Below are 16,945 nucleotides of genomic sequence, written 5' to 3'. Positions count from 1 at the left end.
CATGGAGATTACATTAGAGAAGGCGACAGAAAGTGATGCAGAAGTTATATTTCAAATGCAAATAGACTCATTTAGCCCTTTATTACATAAATATAAAGACTATGAAACAAATCCAGCAAATGAAACTATCGAAAAAACTATTTGTAGAATAAATCATGTAGACGGTGGCTTCTATAAAATAATAGTGGCAATGAATCTTGTTGGAGCGATATGCATTTCACAAAAAGAAACACCCTCTAAATTTTGGATCAGTCCAATGTTTATTCACCCGAGTTATCAAGGAAAAGGAATTGCCCAAAAGGTACTTACATTAATTGAGGAAATGTTTCCTGAAGCAACGAGCTGGGAACTTGCTACTATTTTAGAAGAAGAGAAAAAAAGAAATTAAATGATGAAACTACACTTATTTATTACAAAAAAGAAAGGTAAAGCATATAAAATACGCTTTACCTTTTTATGTTATTTTAGATTAAATATACAAAAACAATGTATGTTCTTCCAAAATACTCGGGTTAGTAATTTTAAAAAATGAATAAAAATACAAAAACCACTACTTTGTCGTAAAGGTTACTAACGCTTTTTGAATGCTTAAAATACTATCGTCACCTTTAAATTCTTTCGTAATTGGATCCTCCATACTAGACACCCAAATTTTAAGTTCTGCATCTAAATCAAAATGCCCAGCCGTTTCGATGCTATATTGTGTAATACTTTTATAAGGAATAGAATGGTATTCTGTTTTTTTGCCAGTTACTCCTTGTTTATCTACTAAAATAAGACGACGATTTGTAAATACGATTAGATCACGAATTAATTTATAAGCATGCTCTACTTTTTCATCATCTAGCATAATCTTCTCTAAATCACGTTCTACACTTTCAGAACTCGTATTTGATGCATTTCCTAAAATACCGCTAAATAAACCCATATTAAATTCCTCCTTTAATATATGTGGAATGAATTACTTATATTGTAACATGTTACTCACAAAGATATTATGACATTACTTTAGTAGTTTCTGGTTATTGTTGTAATTAGTTTATATAACCTCATCTTAAAATCTTATGCTAATATGAAATTAAGAAAAAAGAAGCAGAGGGATATAACATGAAGAATATTGGTTTAGTATTAGAGGGCGGAGGAATGAAAGGTTTATATACTGCAGGTGTACTCGAATATTTCATGGAAAAGAACTTATTCTTTCCGTATGTAGTCGGCGTATCAGCTGGAGCCTGTATGGGAGCAACCTATTTGTCACGTCAAAAAGGTAGAAATAAGAAAGTAAATACAGAGCTAGTATCAGATTACAGGTATATATCTTATCGAAACTTAATTCGAAAACGTGAATTATTCGGAATGGATTTTTTATTTGATGAAGTACCTAATAAAATTGTACCATTTGATTTTCAAACTTTCTTAAAATGTAATGAACAGTTTGTCATAGGGACGACTGATTGCGAATCAGGACAAGCCATTTATTATAATAAAGCAGAACATGGAAATGATATTTTAAAAATCATTCGCGCCTCAAGCTCTGTACCGTTTATAGCACCTGCTGTAGAATATAATAATCGAAAATTATTAGATGGAGGGATTATAGACCCTATACCAGTTTTGAAAGCCCAAAAGGATGGTTATGAAAAGAACGTTGTCATTATGACAAAGCCAGAAGGATATGAGAAGCAGCGAAATAAATTTTCAGGCCTGGCTAAAATTTTATATAGAAAATATCCGAAAATCGCAGAGAATTTAGTAGACCATTATCGTTTTTATAATGAGACGATATCTTATATGAATCGAGAAGAACAAAAAGATAATTTTTATGTAATTCAACCAAGTGTACAGCTTCCTATAAGCGGAATAGAAAGAAATAAGGAAAAGCTCGTTAATCTATATAATCTTGGGTATATCGATGCTCAATATCATTATGAAAACTTATTAAATTGGATAGATAAATAAAGGGGTGGAAAGTTGAAGTTAGGAAAACGAATTATTTTTAAGGAATTGCAGAAAATGCATAGTCCACTTCATAAACCGTTTCCTTATCGTGCTACAGCAAAATTGCAGCGAAACTTAAAAAGTAAATTTACCGAAGATGACTGTATAAACGCTGATTTTAATCATTATTGGATGCATACAGCAGCTACTTTAAATTCTATACTAAATGGAAACGAACAGAACATTACGTTTCAACAAATAAAGTGGTTAAGAAAATCGTTTTTTGAGTGGTTTCCGCAATATCGTTTTCTAGAAACAGAAATTGTGAATTATCCCATTTTGTATAGAGATTTCATAAGTTATGAGAAGACCAGGAAGCTATTACTTTATTACCTTATTGAATAAAAGCGAAAACGTACAGGTTACATTACTTGTACGTTTTTTTGTTCATAAAACATTCAATATTAACAACTAGTTTATATAGGAATTCTAATGAGAAGAAAGAAGTAAAGATAATAGAATGATACAGGGGAGGAGAGAGGAATAGCTGTTTTACTTTAAGTTATTGTCCAACTCGAATACAGTTAGTTATTTATGTTAAAATATTTCGAGTGAAATCAAGCTTTTAAGGATTTCATTAAACATTAAACAAAACAAGTTAGCAACGTAGAAGGGATAACATTAACATGAAAAACGTATCAAATATAGATAAAGTAGAATCAATAAAATCTTTACAGTCAACAATTAGTAAACTTGAAAATGCCTTATCACAGATGACTCAAAAAGGATCAAATACTACTTTAGTGAAAAAAAGACTCAAAGCAGCTAGTATCGGCTTAGCTATGTTAGAAAGTGTTTGGAAGCAAGAAACTCATCATTATACTCAGGAAGATTTAGCAGAAGCTCGTAATGTTCTAATTGGTTTGCTTCCATCAATTGAAAAGATTTACGTTAAGTCAAAGCTTGGGAGTCCTCAAAGAACGCTTTTAGAAAGAAGAATAAAATCATTAGAACTTTCTATTCAGGCAATTGATTATTTTTCTAATAAATAACTTCGCTAAACAAATAACTTACGACTACTTTTATATAGGGATTCTAATGAAAAAAACTACATATAGAATACTACAAAGGAGGAAGAGAGGTGACTACAATAATCAGTCCTAAGTTAGAGAAGCTTAAAAATCAATTAAAGAATGGAAACGAAAAAGCTCTTTATACTTTTTTGCATGAAATAAAGTCAAATCACACACCACTAATAGAACAATGCCCTGCAGATAATCAGTATAAGCTTATAACGTATATATGGTTAGGGGATCAAAACACTGAAAACGTTTATGTATTCGGTAGTTTTCCTGGTTGGGATTTGTCTGTAAATCAATTACAACGATTGTTACAGACAGATATTTGGTATGTTACGTTTAGAACAAATAAGAGTTTTATTTCAACTTATTATTTTACAGTAAATGATTTTTTCGAAAATAATTGGATAAAGCGTAGTGAACAGTATCGATTAGACCCATTTAATAAAAATACATTTGGAGAAGGTACCAATAAAGCGTCTGTGTTAAAAATAAGTATGGACATGCAGTATAGCAGTCGTTTCCCTTCAAATCATTATCCATCTGGGAGAATTGAAACATATTCTTTTCATAGTTCGATTTTAAATAACACACGTAAAATTCATATTTATACGCCTCATGATTATTCTCACACTCCACATCTTCAAGAACTTCTCATTGTATTTGATGGGAATTCATTCAGAGCCTTTCAATTGAAAAAACACTTAATTATTTAATTTACGAAAAAGAAATCCCATCTTGCATTGCTGTTGCTATAGATCCTGTCGATCGATTAGAAGAGCTAACTTATAACGATAAAATGAATGCATTTTTAACGAAGGAATTACTTCCGTGGATTCAAGCTAAGTATCACGTTTATCAAGAAAAGAATCATACAACAATTGCTGGTTTCAGTCTTGGTGGCTTAGCAGCTTTTTATGCAGCACTTCAAAATCCACATATTTTCGGAAATGTGTTGTCAATGTCTGGATCCGTACATTGGAAAAAGGATAATTATGAAAATACAATTCCTTGGATTGAAAATCAAATTTCATCAATAAATTCTAATGCGACTCATCTACATTCTTACATAGCAGTAGGTGAACTCGAAAACGAACCTCTTTTAACGGCTAATAGACGGCTATATAAAGCTTTAGAAGCAAAGAAATACCAAACCACTTACGAAGAGTTTCAAGGTGGACATGATAGCGTATGGTGGCGAGAAAAGCTATTCTATGGATTAAGGGCATTAGAATTTACAAAAACGACATTAGAAAATAAAAAGGAGAGAGAATCTATGAATCAAGAAGAACTAGATAAAAAACTAAAAAAACAAGAGATTTTAGTAAAAGATGAGAAAGTTTGGTCTTATACGTATGAGGATCATATTAGTTCTATCGTTAAACAAGCAGAACAGAAAGGAGCTTTTGATCATTTACCTGGTAAAGGGAAACCTCTTAATCTTGATAAAGATCTTTCGTACAATCCTGAAAAGCAACTTTATAGAACTTTAGCAAATAATCACGTTTTACCTAGGTGGATTGAGCTTTCAAAAGAAATTGATGATTTAAAAGAAAAGCTAAAAGAAAATACAAATACTGCAGAAGCAGCGGATTTAATTCGAACTATTAATAAAAAGGTATTAGAACATAATCTACTTTGTCCACCAAGCGCGCAAAAAATGAGGGTGAAAATGGATTTTTAACGATTTTCAATTAAGCTATCGCTTACTATATAATTAAGTTAGGCATTTTCAATTCATTACTAAAAGGAGGCAAATATAGTGAAGAATACGTATCAACTTCAAATTCCGAAAGAACTAGAACAGTATCGTAGTATTTTAGAAGAAAGTGTGAAACCGTATGTTAAAGTGTCTGGAACATTAGCAGAGACAACGCTTTTTGAAAGTAAGTTTGGTGGATATCCGTATTTACCTATAGATCAAGAGCATCCTAAAGACTCAAACGGACAACCTATGATGCTACTTGCGCAGTTAAACCTTGAAGAAATACCAAACATTGAACATATGCCTCAACATGGAATGTTACAGTTTTTCATAAGTGCTGAAGAAGATCTTTTTGGAGCAGATTTTGATCATCCCACAACCCAAAAAGACTTTCGAATTGTTTATCATTCTACAATCACAGCGGATTTAACTAAGGTGATTACTGATTTTAGTTATTTAAACACTTTAGATTTAGAGAATTTTATCATACCCAAAGCAGCAAAACTAAAGTTTGAGTTGGCATATCAACCAGTAACACCAAGAGATTATCGATTTGAAATGATTTTTAATGATAACATTGATTGGGAAGAAATTGTTGATGAAGAAAATAATACAGAATTAGGCGAACTGTATGATGATTTATGTAAGGATCAAGGACATAAAATTGGTGGTTATCCATTTTTCACACAGACAGATCCAAGGGAATGGGAAGAAAAATACCAGCAACATGACATATTATTGATGCAAATCGATACAGACGATTCATTAAATATTATGTGGGGTGATTCTGGGGTTGCTAATTTCTTTATACGTAAGGAAGATTTGTTAAATCTAGATTTTTCCAATGTCATTTACAATTGGGATTGTTACTAGAAGATATAAATAAAATAATAGCAAACAAAAAATCTTCCTGAAGGTGAGGAGGATTTTTTTATGTTAAAAATAAGCGTTATGTTAACTAGAATAAAAAACAATGAGTGTAATGAAAGTCAAGTCTAAATGACAGAAATAACAACAAATAATGTAAAGTTGTAAAACATGTGCAAATAGCAATTAATTCATTAAGTAAAACATAAAATAAAATTACTAATTTATATTTTGTATAGAAATAATTTTTCTGTATAAAAATTTCTTGCCAATCAAAAATGTTTTTAATTCGTTAAATCTTAAGCGATTATTGATTAAGATTTGCTGTGATGAATTTATAACAAATAAAAACGATAAAAACTGAAGAAATTTGTTTAGATAAGATTTAATGTAAATCTCACCAAAAATCTCCGTTTCGTCTCATTAAGTATAGTTTACTTGGGTTTTGATACCTGGTATTGCTTTGTTTCTATAACTGCCTATAATATATATTATGTTAACTAACTTTAAATAATAAACTTATTATAGGTAAGTTAGTTTTTGTGATTAGCCTCCCCTCGTTCTTTTTAATCATTCTGTGTGATGGATTGTTTAGTTATTTATTTTATAAGTTGTTGATGAAAATGTCTCCAGATATAAATTATATTTAAGACAATAAAAAATGCAATTCGTTTTAACTGAACACATTAAACGAATTGCATTGATATGATTCATAATAAGTTTTTAAAATTAGTTTGCTACAGCAATTGCTTCGATTTCAATTAAAAAGTTATCGTTAATTAACTTTCTAACTTCTACAGCTGAACTTGCTGGTGGATTTTTAGTATCAATGTATTGATCTCGTATATCTCTAACAGTGGCCATTTGAGAAATATCTGTTAGGAAAAATGTTAATTTTACTACATCATTAAATCTTAATTCCGAAGTTTCTAATGCACTTTTAATATTTTCGAAAACTTGTCGCGTTTGTGTAGCTAAATCACCAATGCCAACTATTTGACCATCAGTGTTAATCGCTACTTGTCCAGATATGTAAATTGTTCGTTTAGCGTTACTAACTTCCACTACATGTGAATATCCAGAAGTTGGTGGCATCGTTTCTGAATTGATAAATTTCTTTTGCAAGGTGTCTCTCTCCTTTTTTATCAAGACAATTGTAAAATCTATGTATTTACTATATTCAATCAATAAAATTAAGAATCCTTTATGATTTAAAAATAAAAAACCTTAGAATAGCTATCTTCATACCTATTCTAAGGTTTTTTAGGATTTTATATTTAGTTATCGCTAGTGGACATTGTTAAATTAATCTTTTCATAATCTCTTTTAAATTGATTATCATTTTTTAGCCAACGTTTGAAAGGCGATTCGCTTATTTCTAAATTTGAACAAGTTATAGCATTACATTTATTTTTCATATATTCTTCAAGGAAACTTTGTTTTCTTTGCTTAACAGCAGTTTGAGTTTGTTTTAATTTTCGATCTTGTAATTGATCTAAACTCAGACTTTCTTTCTGAAACACTTCATATTTTCTATGCAAATAAATATCTTTGTCTTTATAAATCCAATTTGAAAATAGTTGTATTGATTTTCTTCCAGATAAAATAACACGATAATGTTTGTTTTGATTTAGTAAATCGGCTCGTAAATTGCGATTTTGAAGAATTTGATGTAAAGAATTCATAAAGTTATATGATCCACCTACGAAATTAACTGTATAAGTTTCATACTTGACGTAACCATCCCCATCAAAATATCCACGAACAAAATGATGTAAATATTCTTCTGGTACTAAAGGAAATTCAATGTTAAAAGATTTACATGGCATGATTCCGTGAATATTCATTAGATCGTCTTTTATTACTTTACTATTAATGTTTAGCATATATACGCCTGTTTTTTTGTTTTGATAAAGTGGCTGGTTTGTTTTTAGTTCTTTTTTTATATCTTCTAAAATATAACTTTCTTTTTGAGATATACTGACACATTGATTTTCTTTCTGTATAACACCATCTGCTGCTATAAACCCTAAAATATAAGCCATATTGTTTGACCACGTTTTAAAATAATCTTCTGTTATGTCATACTTTCTCTTCCAACTCCCTATAGCACGTCTTGGTACGTTATTGTCTGATAAAACCATACGAATATACCTTGCAGACACATTAGCAAGCATGGCGATTTCTGAGGTGCTCTTCCCTTCAGTATACAAATGCATGATTTCAGATTTTGATAGTTTACATTTTGATTTCTTTTTTCGCTCTATGTGCACTTACATCCTCTCCTTCCTTTCTTTTATTAGAGACATATTTTCTTCTATAACATACAACGAAACGTATGTTCTTTGTTGCGTATAAGAAGGAATTTACTAAATAAAAACAATTTACATGTACTTAATATTTGTTTTAGCTGCCACTGTGCAATTTGTACTTTATAGATACAAATAATGAATTTGACGAATTTATGAAACACAAGGCAATTTAGATGAAAGGTAAAATAATATAGTTTAAACTACAAATAGCTACAATAACAACATACATAAATTGTTAATCGTAAAAAGGAGAACGAATGAATAAGAAATATACAAATCAAATTCATACTGATATGAGTTTTAAACCGAAAGATATTATAAGTTTAATGACGGATTACTTTAAAATAAAATCAAAGCTGCGTCCTATAAAGGATTTGCCTATCGTTTTATCAAATAAAGATAATGAATCGTTAGAGAGTGTTACATGGTTTGGCCATTCTGCTTCTCTTTTGAAAATAGAAGGTAAAAAACTATTATTAGACCCTATGTTTGGAGATGCCTCTTCCCCATTTCCTTTGTTTAATAGTAAACGCTATAGTGGTACTTTTTCTTTAGAACGTGATGACCTTCAAGAAATTGATGCGATTATCATTTCTCATAATCACTATGATCATTTGAATTACAAAAGTATTATGCAGTTAAAAGATTGCGCAAAGCACTTTTATGTTCCAACTGGAGTTGCACAATATCTTATTAAATGGGGTGTTTCGCCTAGTAAAATTAGTGAACATAATTGGTGGGACGAAATTACGTTTGATAATATTAAGTTAGTATGTGCGCCTGCAAGGCATTTCTCGGGACGTGGTATGACAGATAGAGATCGTTCATTATGGTGTTCATGGCTTATTCTTGGTCAAGAGACTAAAATTTTCTTTAGTGGTGATAGCGGTTATGCCCCTCACTTTAAGGAAATTGGTGATAAATACGGTCCATTCGATCTTACATTAATGGAATGCGGGCAATATGATCCGAGGTGGTCTGCTATTCATATGTTGCCTGAAGAAACGGTACAAGCTCATATTGATGTTAAAGGAGAATTACTTCTTCCGATTCATTGGGGTGCCTTTACGTTAGCATTACACGAATGGAGTGACCCGATAGAACGTGTTACGAAAGAAGCTAACCGTTTAGGAGTTAAAATTACAACGCCTCAAATTGGTGAATCTATTACGTTAAAATCTACAAATTATCCTTCATCCGCTTGGTGGAAGGAAATTTAATTTTAAAATATAAAAAGAGCGAATCCTCTTATAAAGAATTCGCTCTTTTTTCTGTATTTAAACTTATTTCACAATATTGGATTTCCCACTATCTAAAACTCTATTTGCTGGTACACTGGACATTTCAACCACTGTATTCATACTCTTATCAGTCAGTTCAATGAGTTCGGTTTCATGTTTTATTTTATTTAAATCCCACACCATCCCATGAAATTCATTATACTGACCACTTACTTTTATAATGCTTTTTGTTTTATTTGAAGGCTGTATTTGAAGATTTGTAAATTGATTCCCACTAATTTCATTTGGCGTAGTTACTTGACTATCCATATAAATCATATTTACACAGTCTTCTAAAGAAAAGTTCATAAAACGATTGGCATTTATCCAAGCTTGTCCGGTGCTCGGTTTTTTTGCTACTAATTTTAGTCCGGTTTCCATTCCTACAATTTTAATGTTTTCGAAGTTAACAAACGAAATTTCATTTTCTTTTCCAGCAGAGTATAAAGAAATTCCGGTACCTTTATTCGTTTCCGTCCAATTGATAATATTTATATCTTTTATTTGTGTTTTGTTCCAAGTGTTATAATATTTATTTTTACCGTCTAAATAAATAACTTCAGAGTTAAATTTAGGATCGTCAATAGCTATATACGCTCCTTCAATGGATGCGTTGTTCTCCAGTTCTAGAACTCTAAAGTTTCCCTCAACTACAAATTGGGATCCATAACCAAATAATAATTTCACACCTTTTTTAACAATGATTGGTGACGTAATTTTATACTTCTTATCATCAAGTAATACCGTTTTAATTTTACTAGATTCTGCTTTATTAATAGCAGATTGTATTTTTATTGAATCATTTTCCCCTTTAAAGTTTTCTACATACAAGTTAGTACTTTTAGCTGCATAGTCTTTTTTGTTGTATTGATAAAAAGCAAAAGTAATTAAAACTATACCAATGAGTAAAACAATTATTTTCTTCATCATACTCACCCCATATCGATTAATCTATGGCTTTTATATTGAGGTTATTATTATTTTGCTTTGTATTTCAGATTATCATTGCTGCTTTGTCTATGATTGAATTATATTATGTAGGATTTAGTAAACTGTTTGCTTTACTAATACATCATTCTTATAATGTATTGATTTATGATTTCATAAATCAAAAGTCTGCTTGTACATAATGTAATTCCTTCCTCTATCCCTAATACGCTCTTACTGGTGATATAAGATGTACTGCTGCAGATTGTTCTCCTGCTTCAATCAATATCGGTCTCATAGAACCGCCAAAGCTTAAAGTAATCGTTTCTTCTTTTATTGCTCGTAAAGCATCAACCATAAAATGCCCATCGAAAGATATATTTAATTGTTTTTCACCTTGAATTGCATCTATTTGTTGCGTTTCGGATATTTGCCCAATTTGAGAAGCGTTTGAAGAAATTTTAATTGTGGATTCGTTTATGATTTCTAAGTTAACATTGTTATTGGCCCATTCACTTGCTAATAAACTTGATCGGTCTACACCTTGTAATATCTTTTTTCTATCTACGTTAATAATCGTTTTAAAATCATTTGGAATAAGGTTAGAAATATTAGGATATTTCCCTTCAATTAGTCTTGAATATAATGTAGTTGTTCCAAACGTAAATATAATATGACTCTCCGAAAAGTAGATATATACGAATTCCGAATTGCTGTTCATTAATTTTAGAAGTTCATTAATGGTTGCGCTTGGTACAATACAATTTGCTTTTACATCTGATGAAAGTAGCGTTTCACGTATCGCTAGTCTATGTGAGTCAGTTGCAGCACAAATTAACTTATTATTAGATAACTCTATATGCACCCCAGTAAGAACAGGTCTAGATTCATTTTTTGCTACCGCAAAAACTGTTTGTTTAAATACTTCAATCAATTGCTCTGTCTCTACTTTGATTTCTGCATGATTGTCTATAAGTGGTACATTCGGAAACTCATCTGCAGGAAATCCATTTAAACTTAATGTGATTTCTTCTGATTGTATCTTAATAATTTGCTCATTCTTACTTTTTATTGCTATATCACTTGGCATTTTCTTTATTATTTCAATGAAATACTTTGCAGGTACAACAATAGTTCCTGCCTTTAAAATAGTTGCAATCTTTTCGTCTTCAATTAAAACAGGAATGAATTTTTCAATAAAAATATTCGAGTTACTTGCAATTAAAGTAATTCCAGATTGATCTGCAGTTATTTTTATACCAGATAATATAGGAATTAAAGATTTTGTTGATATTGCTTTGTTGACTTCTGAAAGTGCTTGAGTGAATTGTTTGTGATTAACGATAAACTCCATGTTTTCCCCGCCTTACATGAGATAATATTTTTATGAAGATTGATGAACGATTGTTCCGTTAAAAAAATAAGGTACTGTTTCTTTCTTTTGTAATAAATCTAGTAAATGTTCTGGTATGCGTAAATATGGAGCTGCTATATGTAATTCCATCCAAGTAATCTCTTCAATTTCTTTTGGCCTTGATATATATGTCTCTCCGCCAATTATTTCACCTAGAAAATTAAAGAAAATTGCATGATGATCTCTTTCCTCGAAAAAGGCTTCGCTGATAGAACAAATCCCTTTTACGTTTATATGTAACCCTGTTTCTTCTTTTACTTCTCGAATTACTGCTTCTTCCAATGTTTCTCCTAATTTAACTGCGCCACCTGGTAATGTATAATAAGAACCATTTTCCCCTTTGTTTTTTACCATTAAAATCTTTTCATTAGTTTTATCGTACAAAATCGCGTATGTAACATTAACTTTTTTCATATGTACCTCCTCTATTTTTAATAAAAGGAATTTTCTGTCTCCTATTCATTCTACCATTAACTCCTTTTAATATATATAAGTTAGTTAAGTCTTGCCTTTACCACTATTGGTGGAGTTAATAAGAATAGGCTACTGATATAAAAAAAGAACGTACCTTAGGAAGATTATCCAAAGTACGTTCTTGCAGTTTTAGAATAAAAATTGATTCAATTAATACTGAAATTAATAATAACCTCGCCCTTATTGCATGTGTATTCCAAATACTAATGTTAACAAATTCTATATACTTTTTAGCCGTTTTTCTAAATAATAATGATTATGTCCTTTCGGATGATCTTCACTTACTCCGATTACTTTATATCCATGCTTCTTATAAAAATCAGGCGCCTGAAAACTAAAAGTATCTAAATTAATTAACCTACACCCTTTTTCAATTGCAAATTCTTCAATAAGTTTTATTAACTTGGTTCCATAACCTTCGTGTCTATATTCTTCAGAAACCCACAGGAAATCAACATGTACGTGGTGCCAAAATGTAATTGCAGTTATTCCACCTACAATTTTTCCCTTTTCATTTCTCACTATAAAACTAATTTTTTCTGAAGGCTTTTTCTCTTCATCTGAAATATGTTTTTGGTTATATTCAATTACTTTTTCTCTTATGTAATCACTATCTTCTTGGACCCATTGTTTTACTATTTTCATTTTAATTATCACGCTCCTTTTACGATAGCTATTCAACTTCATAATGCTAATGTCCTGTCTAAATAATAGTCGTAGATCACTAATACAATTGTTTCATTTCACTAAAATAAAAAAAGCCCTACTACATTTCATCTGTAATAAGACTTATATACATTGTGTAGAATCTAATTAATCTCAATGAATATAATTGCTCAAAAAATATTAAAATTGTTCAATTCTTTTTTATGAAAACTTCCGTTATTTCAACACCTTAGGAGAATAGTCCAATTGTACCACTACGAAAAAGAATGAACATTCCTAAACCAATTAGAACAATTGGAACAATAATATGACAGTTTTCCTCAAGTACTTTAGCTAGTATAGGAGCTTTTATCAATTTGTAGCTAATAAAACACCATATCGCTATCATGGAAAAAAAGATAACTAATGTAACGATATTTGTTTCAAGAGTTTGACTAGCAAACATTGGTATATAAATCGAAATATTGTCAGCTCCATTAGCTAATGTAATTGAAGCTACTTTAAATAATGAAACAGTAACGTTATCGATAACTTCATTACTTTTATAAGAACGAAGTGACAATAGTCCTTTAACCCCCATATAAATTGGCACGAATCCTAATAATCCAATCCACGAAACAGGAATGAAAAAAGAGCTTAAAGACCCAATGATACTTAGAAAAATAATCATACTAAATCCTAAATATTGTCCAATAACAATATAAAGTTTTTTTCTCGTAGCTTTTTCGCGGACAGCTCTTCCTTCTTTCCTAATTACTTCTGTTCTTACTTTTGAAAATAAAACAAGTAGTATAAAAATGTCATCAATATTTGTTGTAGCGAATGCCACAACAGAAGAAATTATGGTTGTAATCAATAAAAGCCAACTACTTTCATTGTAAACTGATAAGAAAATAATGGTCTATGAATGAAGTGCACGTTCCATCACAAAGTTTGTTAACTGTAATTTTCTAAATGTTTTTAGCAACATGTTAGTTCCTTTATAAAACAATATGAATATTCTAAGTATCTGCTACTCATTTCATTTTAAATTAAATAACTCTATTCTCTCTACACAAAAAATGTTTTGTACTAAAAAGAGCCCTATATTAGGACTCTTTTTAGTATTACGCCACTTTCCGATGTAAATGTTTTAGTTCCTTTTTCTTCTCTGCATTTGGTGGACGGATTAATATTGAAATAATGAAGGAAATAACACTTAAAACACCAATTATAATGAAAGTTGGTTGAAATCCTCCAAGTATCGCTCCAATGAATGATCCTGCAAGCGCACCAAATCCGAAACCTTGGTAGACAATCCCGTAATTTGTACTATGGTTTTTTAATCCAAAGAAATCTCCGACAATAGCTGGGAATATAGTTATATTACCGCCGAAGCAAAAGGCGACACTTGCTACACAAGCAAAATAGATTCCGTAATTTAGCGGAATAAAACTTAAAGTAAAGACTGACAATCCTATAATAATAAACGTTGCAGAGACAATTTTCATTCGCCCGATTTTATCTGATAACGTCCCAAGAATGATTCTACCTACTGTATTAAAGATTGCAATCATAGCAACGGCGTTTGCAGCGGTTGCTGCGCTAAGTCCAACGAGTTGTACACCGATATCTTTTACCATACTGATTAAATACAAACCACCCATACACGAGGTGAATAACATAAAAAATAGCAGATATACTTGTTTCGTTCGCATCATTTCACGCGGAGTATAGTCATTGTGTAATGTTTCAGTTACAGCATTACTTACAATTGCCTCACGTAAGAAGAACGATCCGATTAACACTAAAAGTAACACGATAATACCCCAATATAAGAATGCTTGTGATACACCAAGGTTATCGATAAGATTTCCGTTTATATATCTAAAGATTAAGCTGCCCATTCCATACGCTGATACAGATATACCTGAAATAAGCCCTTTCCGATTTGGAAACCATTTAATTAAATTAGATAGTGATGTAATATAAGCTGTTCCATCCGCATAACCAACAACGACACCAGCTAATAAATATAATAGTGGTAAGGAAGAAACTTGTGAACTAAGTATTAAGCCGAGTCCTAAAACAATTCCTGCAGTAGCAATAAGTTTCCGAAGTCCTAATTTTTTCTGTAACTTTTCTGCAAATAAAGTTGAGAATGATAAAGAAAAACTTGTTATAGAGAAAGTTATCGCTACTGCATTAAGATTCCATCCAAACTTACTTACAAGGGGTTGATTAAATAAACTCCATGTATAAATTGTTCCAAGTCCAATTTGAACAATGATTGTACCTAGAACAATTAGTAACGGATTTATAGAAGTTTGTTTCATACTAACTGTCCCCTTCTTTTATCTTGACATGAATTTTCACAGTTAGTATATCCATCATAAATTGCAAGATACTGTACGGAAAATGGTAATTAAGTTCATATACACAAAAAGACACTTCATAAAGAAGTGCCTTTTGCAGGTTATATCAGATGTTTCTAAAGAAAGCTTTGTTAAGATAAGCCATTTTCAAATGCTTATGTATATATGTTATCAAATAATTTCTTAAATGTGATGAGACTTAAGACGTATTTTTCATTCATCATATAGTCGGATGAAAAATTAATATTCGATTTCATCAAAATCCTTCGGCTGCGGTACAGTTTGCATATTAGCTGCATCTTTAGGATCGCTATAAATCGCATTTTGCTCTGTATTTACATCTTTTATATTTTGTTTTTTATTTTTGTTCACTTTATCTTTCACTTTCAATCACTCCTTTTTGTTATAGGAGTAATTATGCCCTATTACCGTTACTAAATGTATCAGCGACTAAATTACTAAATTCACGTAAATAATATAAGTAATTATCACCGCCGTAGTTATATCTTTTGTTATACATTTTTGCAACAACTACATTATATTCAGGTATTACTAAAATGGTCGGTCCAGTAATCCCTAATATTTGATACGACCCTTTTGGAACACGTTCACCAAGTTCGCTTAATTGCGCAGGCTCATTTTGGATGAACCAAAACAATCCATTTTGTGGTAGCTCTTTGTTTATATATGTTGGACTCTGCAAACTCGTAGCGATTTTTATAACTTCTTTTGGAACAATTTGTTTATCATCTATCCTACCTTGATTTAAATGAAGATTGCCCCACTGCGCAAATTCTCTAGCTGAGACAAACAAATTTTTTTCAGTACCGTCATCTACCGTACCAATTTCACTAATTGCGTCTTCATTTGGATTATTAACAACGTCAACTAAATTTTCATCACGCTGAACTCTCCAACCTGTTTCTTGAAAATTAGCAGACTTAAACACACGCTCCTTTAACAATTCAGGAAAACTTTTGTTATATAGCTGATAAATAAGACGTGTCATCATTCTTACATTAATATCTCTATACGCCCATGATTGCCCCGGTGCAAATTCACGAAAAATTGTCCTGTCATTCGTTTCTTCTAATCCGTGCGAATGTGTTACTAAATGTCTTATCGTCGTTTTACTAAGCAATGCAGGATCAAAGTCTTTAAAATATTTTATCGCTTCATCATCAATAGAGTTTATTTTCCCCTCATAAAGCGCATACGCTATCATTAATCCTAAATAACTTTTTCTAGCAGAAGCAACGTTAAATTGTGAAGATGCTGTTACTCTCTTGGTTGTAGATGTATTTGAGTGATAACCACTATAATGCTCTAGTACGATTTTATTATCTTTTATAATACAAAGTGCTGTAGCAGAACTATGATTTTTTTCTTTTATATCCTCTACCCAAGAAATCAACTTATCATATGTATACAAATAAATCCCCCTTAATACACATCAAAATTACAGCATGAAAGAAAAGTGCAAAATAGTTTTTACACCTTTCTTTCATATAAAATAACTTGAATTTTCTATACTTAAATAATCCACCAGTTCCAGCAATTAAAGCAACTGAAACATCCTGCGCATCCTATGCATCCGCCGCAACGACCTGCACAACCACCACATCTACCGCCACATCCACCGCAACGTCCACCACATCCGCCGCAACGACGTGCATCGTCTTGAATGTAATAGTATGGATATTGACTTTGTTGTTGATCCCAATACACAACATTGCCAGTTTGATAATCATTAAGGTTTAATGATTGTAGTTCTTGTTGAAACTGATTCATTATGAAACCCTCCATTTATAAATGTAAATTCCGTCCAAATATTAAAGTTAATAAATTCTTTTAAACAAAGTAGAAACAAGACTATAGACTAAATGCGTACATCAACAAAATATGAACTTACACTAGGTGATGTACCTT

General features: G+C 31.0%; 17 protein-coding genes and 2 pseudogenes. 7 read left to right on the top strand and 12 right to left on the bottom strand.

The genetic code is table 11. The annotated features are described in order from the left end of the window. Position 1 precedes the first annotated feature (1 nt). A pseudogene (locus ACTL4X_RS13335) lies at positions 2-429 on the top strand (GNAT family N-acetyltransferase). 121 nt (positions 430-550) lie between these two features. Here the strand turns inward: ACTL4X_RS13335 and ACTL4X_RS13330 are convergent. After that, positions 551-928: a PH domain-containing protein gene (locus ACTL4X_RS13330; RefSeq protein ID WP_000522472.1), complete on the bottom strand. Its 378-nt coding sequence runs from the start codon at positions 926-928 to the stop codon at positions 551-553. A gap of 179 nt (positions 929-1,107) precedes the next feature. Between ACTL4X_RS13330 and ACTL4X_RS13325 the strand changes: the two genes are divergently transcribed. The 5 genes and pseudogenes from ACTL4X_RS13325 (at position 1,108) to ACTL4X_RS13305 (ending at position 5,595) form a co-directional block, all read left to right on the top strand. After that, on the top strand, positions 1,108-1,959 hold the full coding sequence (locus tag ACTL4X_RS13325; protein WP_000789276.1) for a patatin-like phospholipase family protein: 852 nt from the start codon (positions 1,108-1,110) through the stop codon (positions 1,957-1,959). A 12-nt stretch (positions 1,960-1,971) separates the two neighbouring features. Further along, positions 1,972-2,343: a YxiJ-like family protein gene (locus ACTL4X_RS13320; RefSeq protein WP_000765937.1), complete on the top strand. Its 372-nt coding sequence runs from the start codon at positions 1,972-1,974 to the stop codon at positions 2,341-2,343. A 281-nt stretch (positions 2,344-2,624) separates the two neighbouring features. Continuing rightward, a complete protein-coding gene (locus ACTL4X_RS13315) occupies positions 2,625-2,990 on the top strand; it encodes a hypothetical protein (RefSeq protein ID WP_000800305.1) in 366 nt (121 codons plus the stop codon). An 89-nt stretch (positions 2,991-3,079) separates the two neighbouring features. Beyond that, positions 3,080-4,701, top strand: a pseudogene (locus ACTL4X_RS13310) (DnaJ family domain-containing protein). Between the two features lie 78 nt (positions 4,702-4,779). Next, on the top strand, positions 4,780-5,595 hold the full coding sequence (locus tag ACTL4X_RS13305; protein WP_000799806.1) for a YwqG family protein: 816 nt from the start codon (positions 4,780-4,782) through the stop codon (positions 5,593-5,595). Positions 5,596-6,318: 723 nt separating this feature from the next. On the opposite strand, the gene ACTL4X_RS13300 is transcribed toward ACTL4X_RS13305, so the two are convergent. Next, entirely contained in the window at positions 6,319-6,714 is a 396-nt protein-coding gene (locus ACTL4X_RS13300) for a RidA family protein (RefSeq protein WP_001169723.1), read from the bottom strand. Positions 6,715-6,866: 152 nt separating this feature from the next. Beyond that, positions 6,867-7,862 carry an LAGLIDADG family homing endonuclease gene (locus ACTL4X_RS13295; protein WP_000546830.1) on the bottom strand — a complete coding sequence of 332 codons (996 nt, stop codon included), beginning with the start codon at positions 7,860-7,862 and terminating at the stop codon, positions 6,867-6,869. 296 nt (positions 7,863-8,158) lie between these two features. Here ACTL4X_RS13295 and ACTL4X_RS13290 point away from each other — a divergent pair, with 296 nt between their 5' ends. After that, entirely contained in the window at positions 8,159-9,121 is a 963-nt protein-coding gene (locus ACTL4X_RS13290) for an MBL fold metallo-hydrolase (RefSeq protein ID WP_001037059.1), read from the top strand. A gap of 63 nt (positions 9,122-9,184) precedes the next feature. Here the strand turns inward: ACTL4X_RS13290 and ACTL4X_RS13285 are convergent, their stop codons facing one another. The 9 genes from ACTL4X_RS13285 to ACTL4X_RS13245 form a co-directional block, all read right to left on the bottom strand. Then, entirely contained in the window at positions 9,185-10,108 is a 924-nt protein-coding gene (locus tag ACTL4X_RS13285) for a hypothetical protein (protein WP_000721080.1), read from the bottom strand. A 223-nt stretch (positions 10,109-10,331) separates the two neighbouring features. Further along, positions 10,332-11,462 (bottom strand): DNA polymerase III subunit beta, encoded by a 1,131-nt coding sequence (dnaN, locus tag ACTL4X_RS13280; RefSeq protein WP_000394471.1) that lies wholly within the window; start codon positions 11,460-11,462, stop codon positions 10,332-10,334. A 30-nt stretch (positions 11,463-11,492) separates the two neighbouring features. Further along, entirely contained in the window at positions 11,493-11,936 is a 444-nt protein-coding gene (locus tag ACTL4X_RS13275; RefSeq protein ID WP_000757601.1) for an NUDIX hydrolase, read from the bottom strand. A 279-nt stretch (positions 11,937-12,215) separates the two neighbouring features. Further along, positions 12,216-12,641, bottom strand: a complete 426-nt coding sequence (locus ACTL4X_RS13270; protein WP_000706723.1) for a GNAT family N-acetyltransferase — start codon at positions 12,639-12,641, stop codon at positions 12,216-12,218. 250 nt (positions 12,642-12,891) lie between these two features. Beyond that, positions 12,892-13,518, bottom strand: a complete 627-nt coding sequence (locus tag ACTL4X_RS13265; protein WP_000633405.1) for a cadmium resistance transporter — start codon at positions 13,516-13,518, stop codon at positions 12,892-12,894. A gap of 250 nt (positions 13,519-13,768) precedes the next feature. Next, a complete protein-coding gene (locus ACTL4X_RS13260) occupies positions 13,769-14,977 on the bottom strand; it encodes an L-lactate MFS transporter (RefSeq protein ID WP_000815121.1) in 1,209 nt (402 codons plus the stop codon). 279 nt (positions 14,978-15,256) lie between these two features. After that, the gene (locus ACTL4X_RS13255; protein ID WP_000653680.1) at positions 15,257-15,400 is read right to left on the bottom strand and encodes a hypothetical protein; all 144 of its coding nucleotides are present in this window, start codon (positions 15,398-15,400) and stop codon (positions 15,257-15,259) included. 31 nt (positions 15,401-15,431) lie between these two features. After that, on the bottom strand, positions 15,432-16,448 hold the full coding sequence (locus ACTL4X_RS13250; RefSeq protein ID WP_000288896.1) for a serine hydrolase domain-containing protein: 1,017 nt from the start codon (positions 16,446-16,448) through the stop codon (positions 15,432-15,434). Positions 16,449-16,549: 101 nt separating this feature from the next. Next, the gene (locus ACTL4X_RS13245) at positions 16,550-16,807 is read right to left on the bottom strand and encodes a heterocycloanthracin/sonorensin family bacteriocin (RefSeq protein WP_001071393.1); all 258 of its coding nucleotides are present in this window, start codon (positions 16,805-16,807) and stop codon (positions 16,550-16,552) included. Positions 16,808-16,945 lie beyond the last annotated feature (138 nt).

Origin of the sequence: Bacillus sp. RE35 (assembly GCF_052146655.1) — a bacterium.
GTDB classification, from domain to species: Bacteria; Bacillota; Bacilli; order Bacillales; family Bacillaceae_G; genus Bacillus_A; species Bacillus_A cereus.
This window is presented reverse-complemented; position numbering and strand designations above follow the sequence as displayed.

Excerpts from the sequence above, each read along its gene's own strand:
- ACTL4X_RS13330 (WP_000522472.1), bottom strand. The coding sequence starts at position 928 with ATGGGTTTATTTAGCGGTATTTTAGGAAATGCATCAAATACGAGTTCT.
- ACTL4X_RS13325 (WP_000789276.1), top strand. The coding sequence starts at position 1,108 with ATGAAGAATATTGGTTTAGTATTAGAGGGCGGAGGAATGAAAGGTTTA.
- ACTL4X_RS13315 (WP_000800305.1), top strand. The coding sequence starts at position 2,625 with ATGAAAAACGTATCAAATATAGATAAAGTAGAATCAATAAAATCTTTA.
- ACTL4X_RS13290 (WP_001037059.1), top strand. The coding sequence starts at position 8,159 with ATGAATAAGAAATATACAAATCAAATTCATACTGATATGAGTTTTAAA.
- ACTL4X_RS13285 (WP_000721080.1), bottom strand. The coding sequence starts at position 10,108 with ATGAAGAAAATAATTGTTTTACTCATTGGTATAGTTTTAATTACTTTT.
- dnaN (WP_000394471.1), bottom strand. The coding sequence starts at position 11,462 with ATGGAGTTTATCGTTAATCACAAACAATTCACTCAAGCACTTTCAGAA.
- ACTL4X_RS13275 (WP_000757601.1), bottom strand. The coding sequence starts at position 11,936 with ATGAAAAAAGTTAATGTTACATACGCGATTTTGTACGATAAAACTAAT.
- ACTL4X_RS13270 (WP_000706723.1), bottom strand. The coding sequence starts at position 12,641 with ATGAAAATAGTAAAACAATGGGTCCAAGAAGATAGTGATTACATAAGA.
- ACTL4X_RS13260 (WP_000815121.1), bottom strand. The coding sequence starts at position 14,977 with ATGAAACAAACTTCTATAAATCCGTTACTAATTGTTCTAGGTACAATC.
- ACTL4X_RS13245 (WP_001071393.1), bottom strand. The coding sequence starts at position 16,807 with ATGAATCAGTTTCAACAAGAACTACAATCATTAAACCTTAATGATTAT.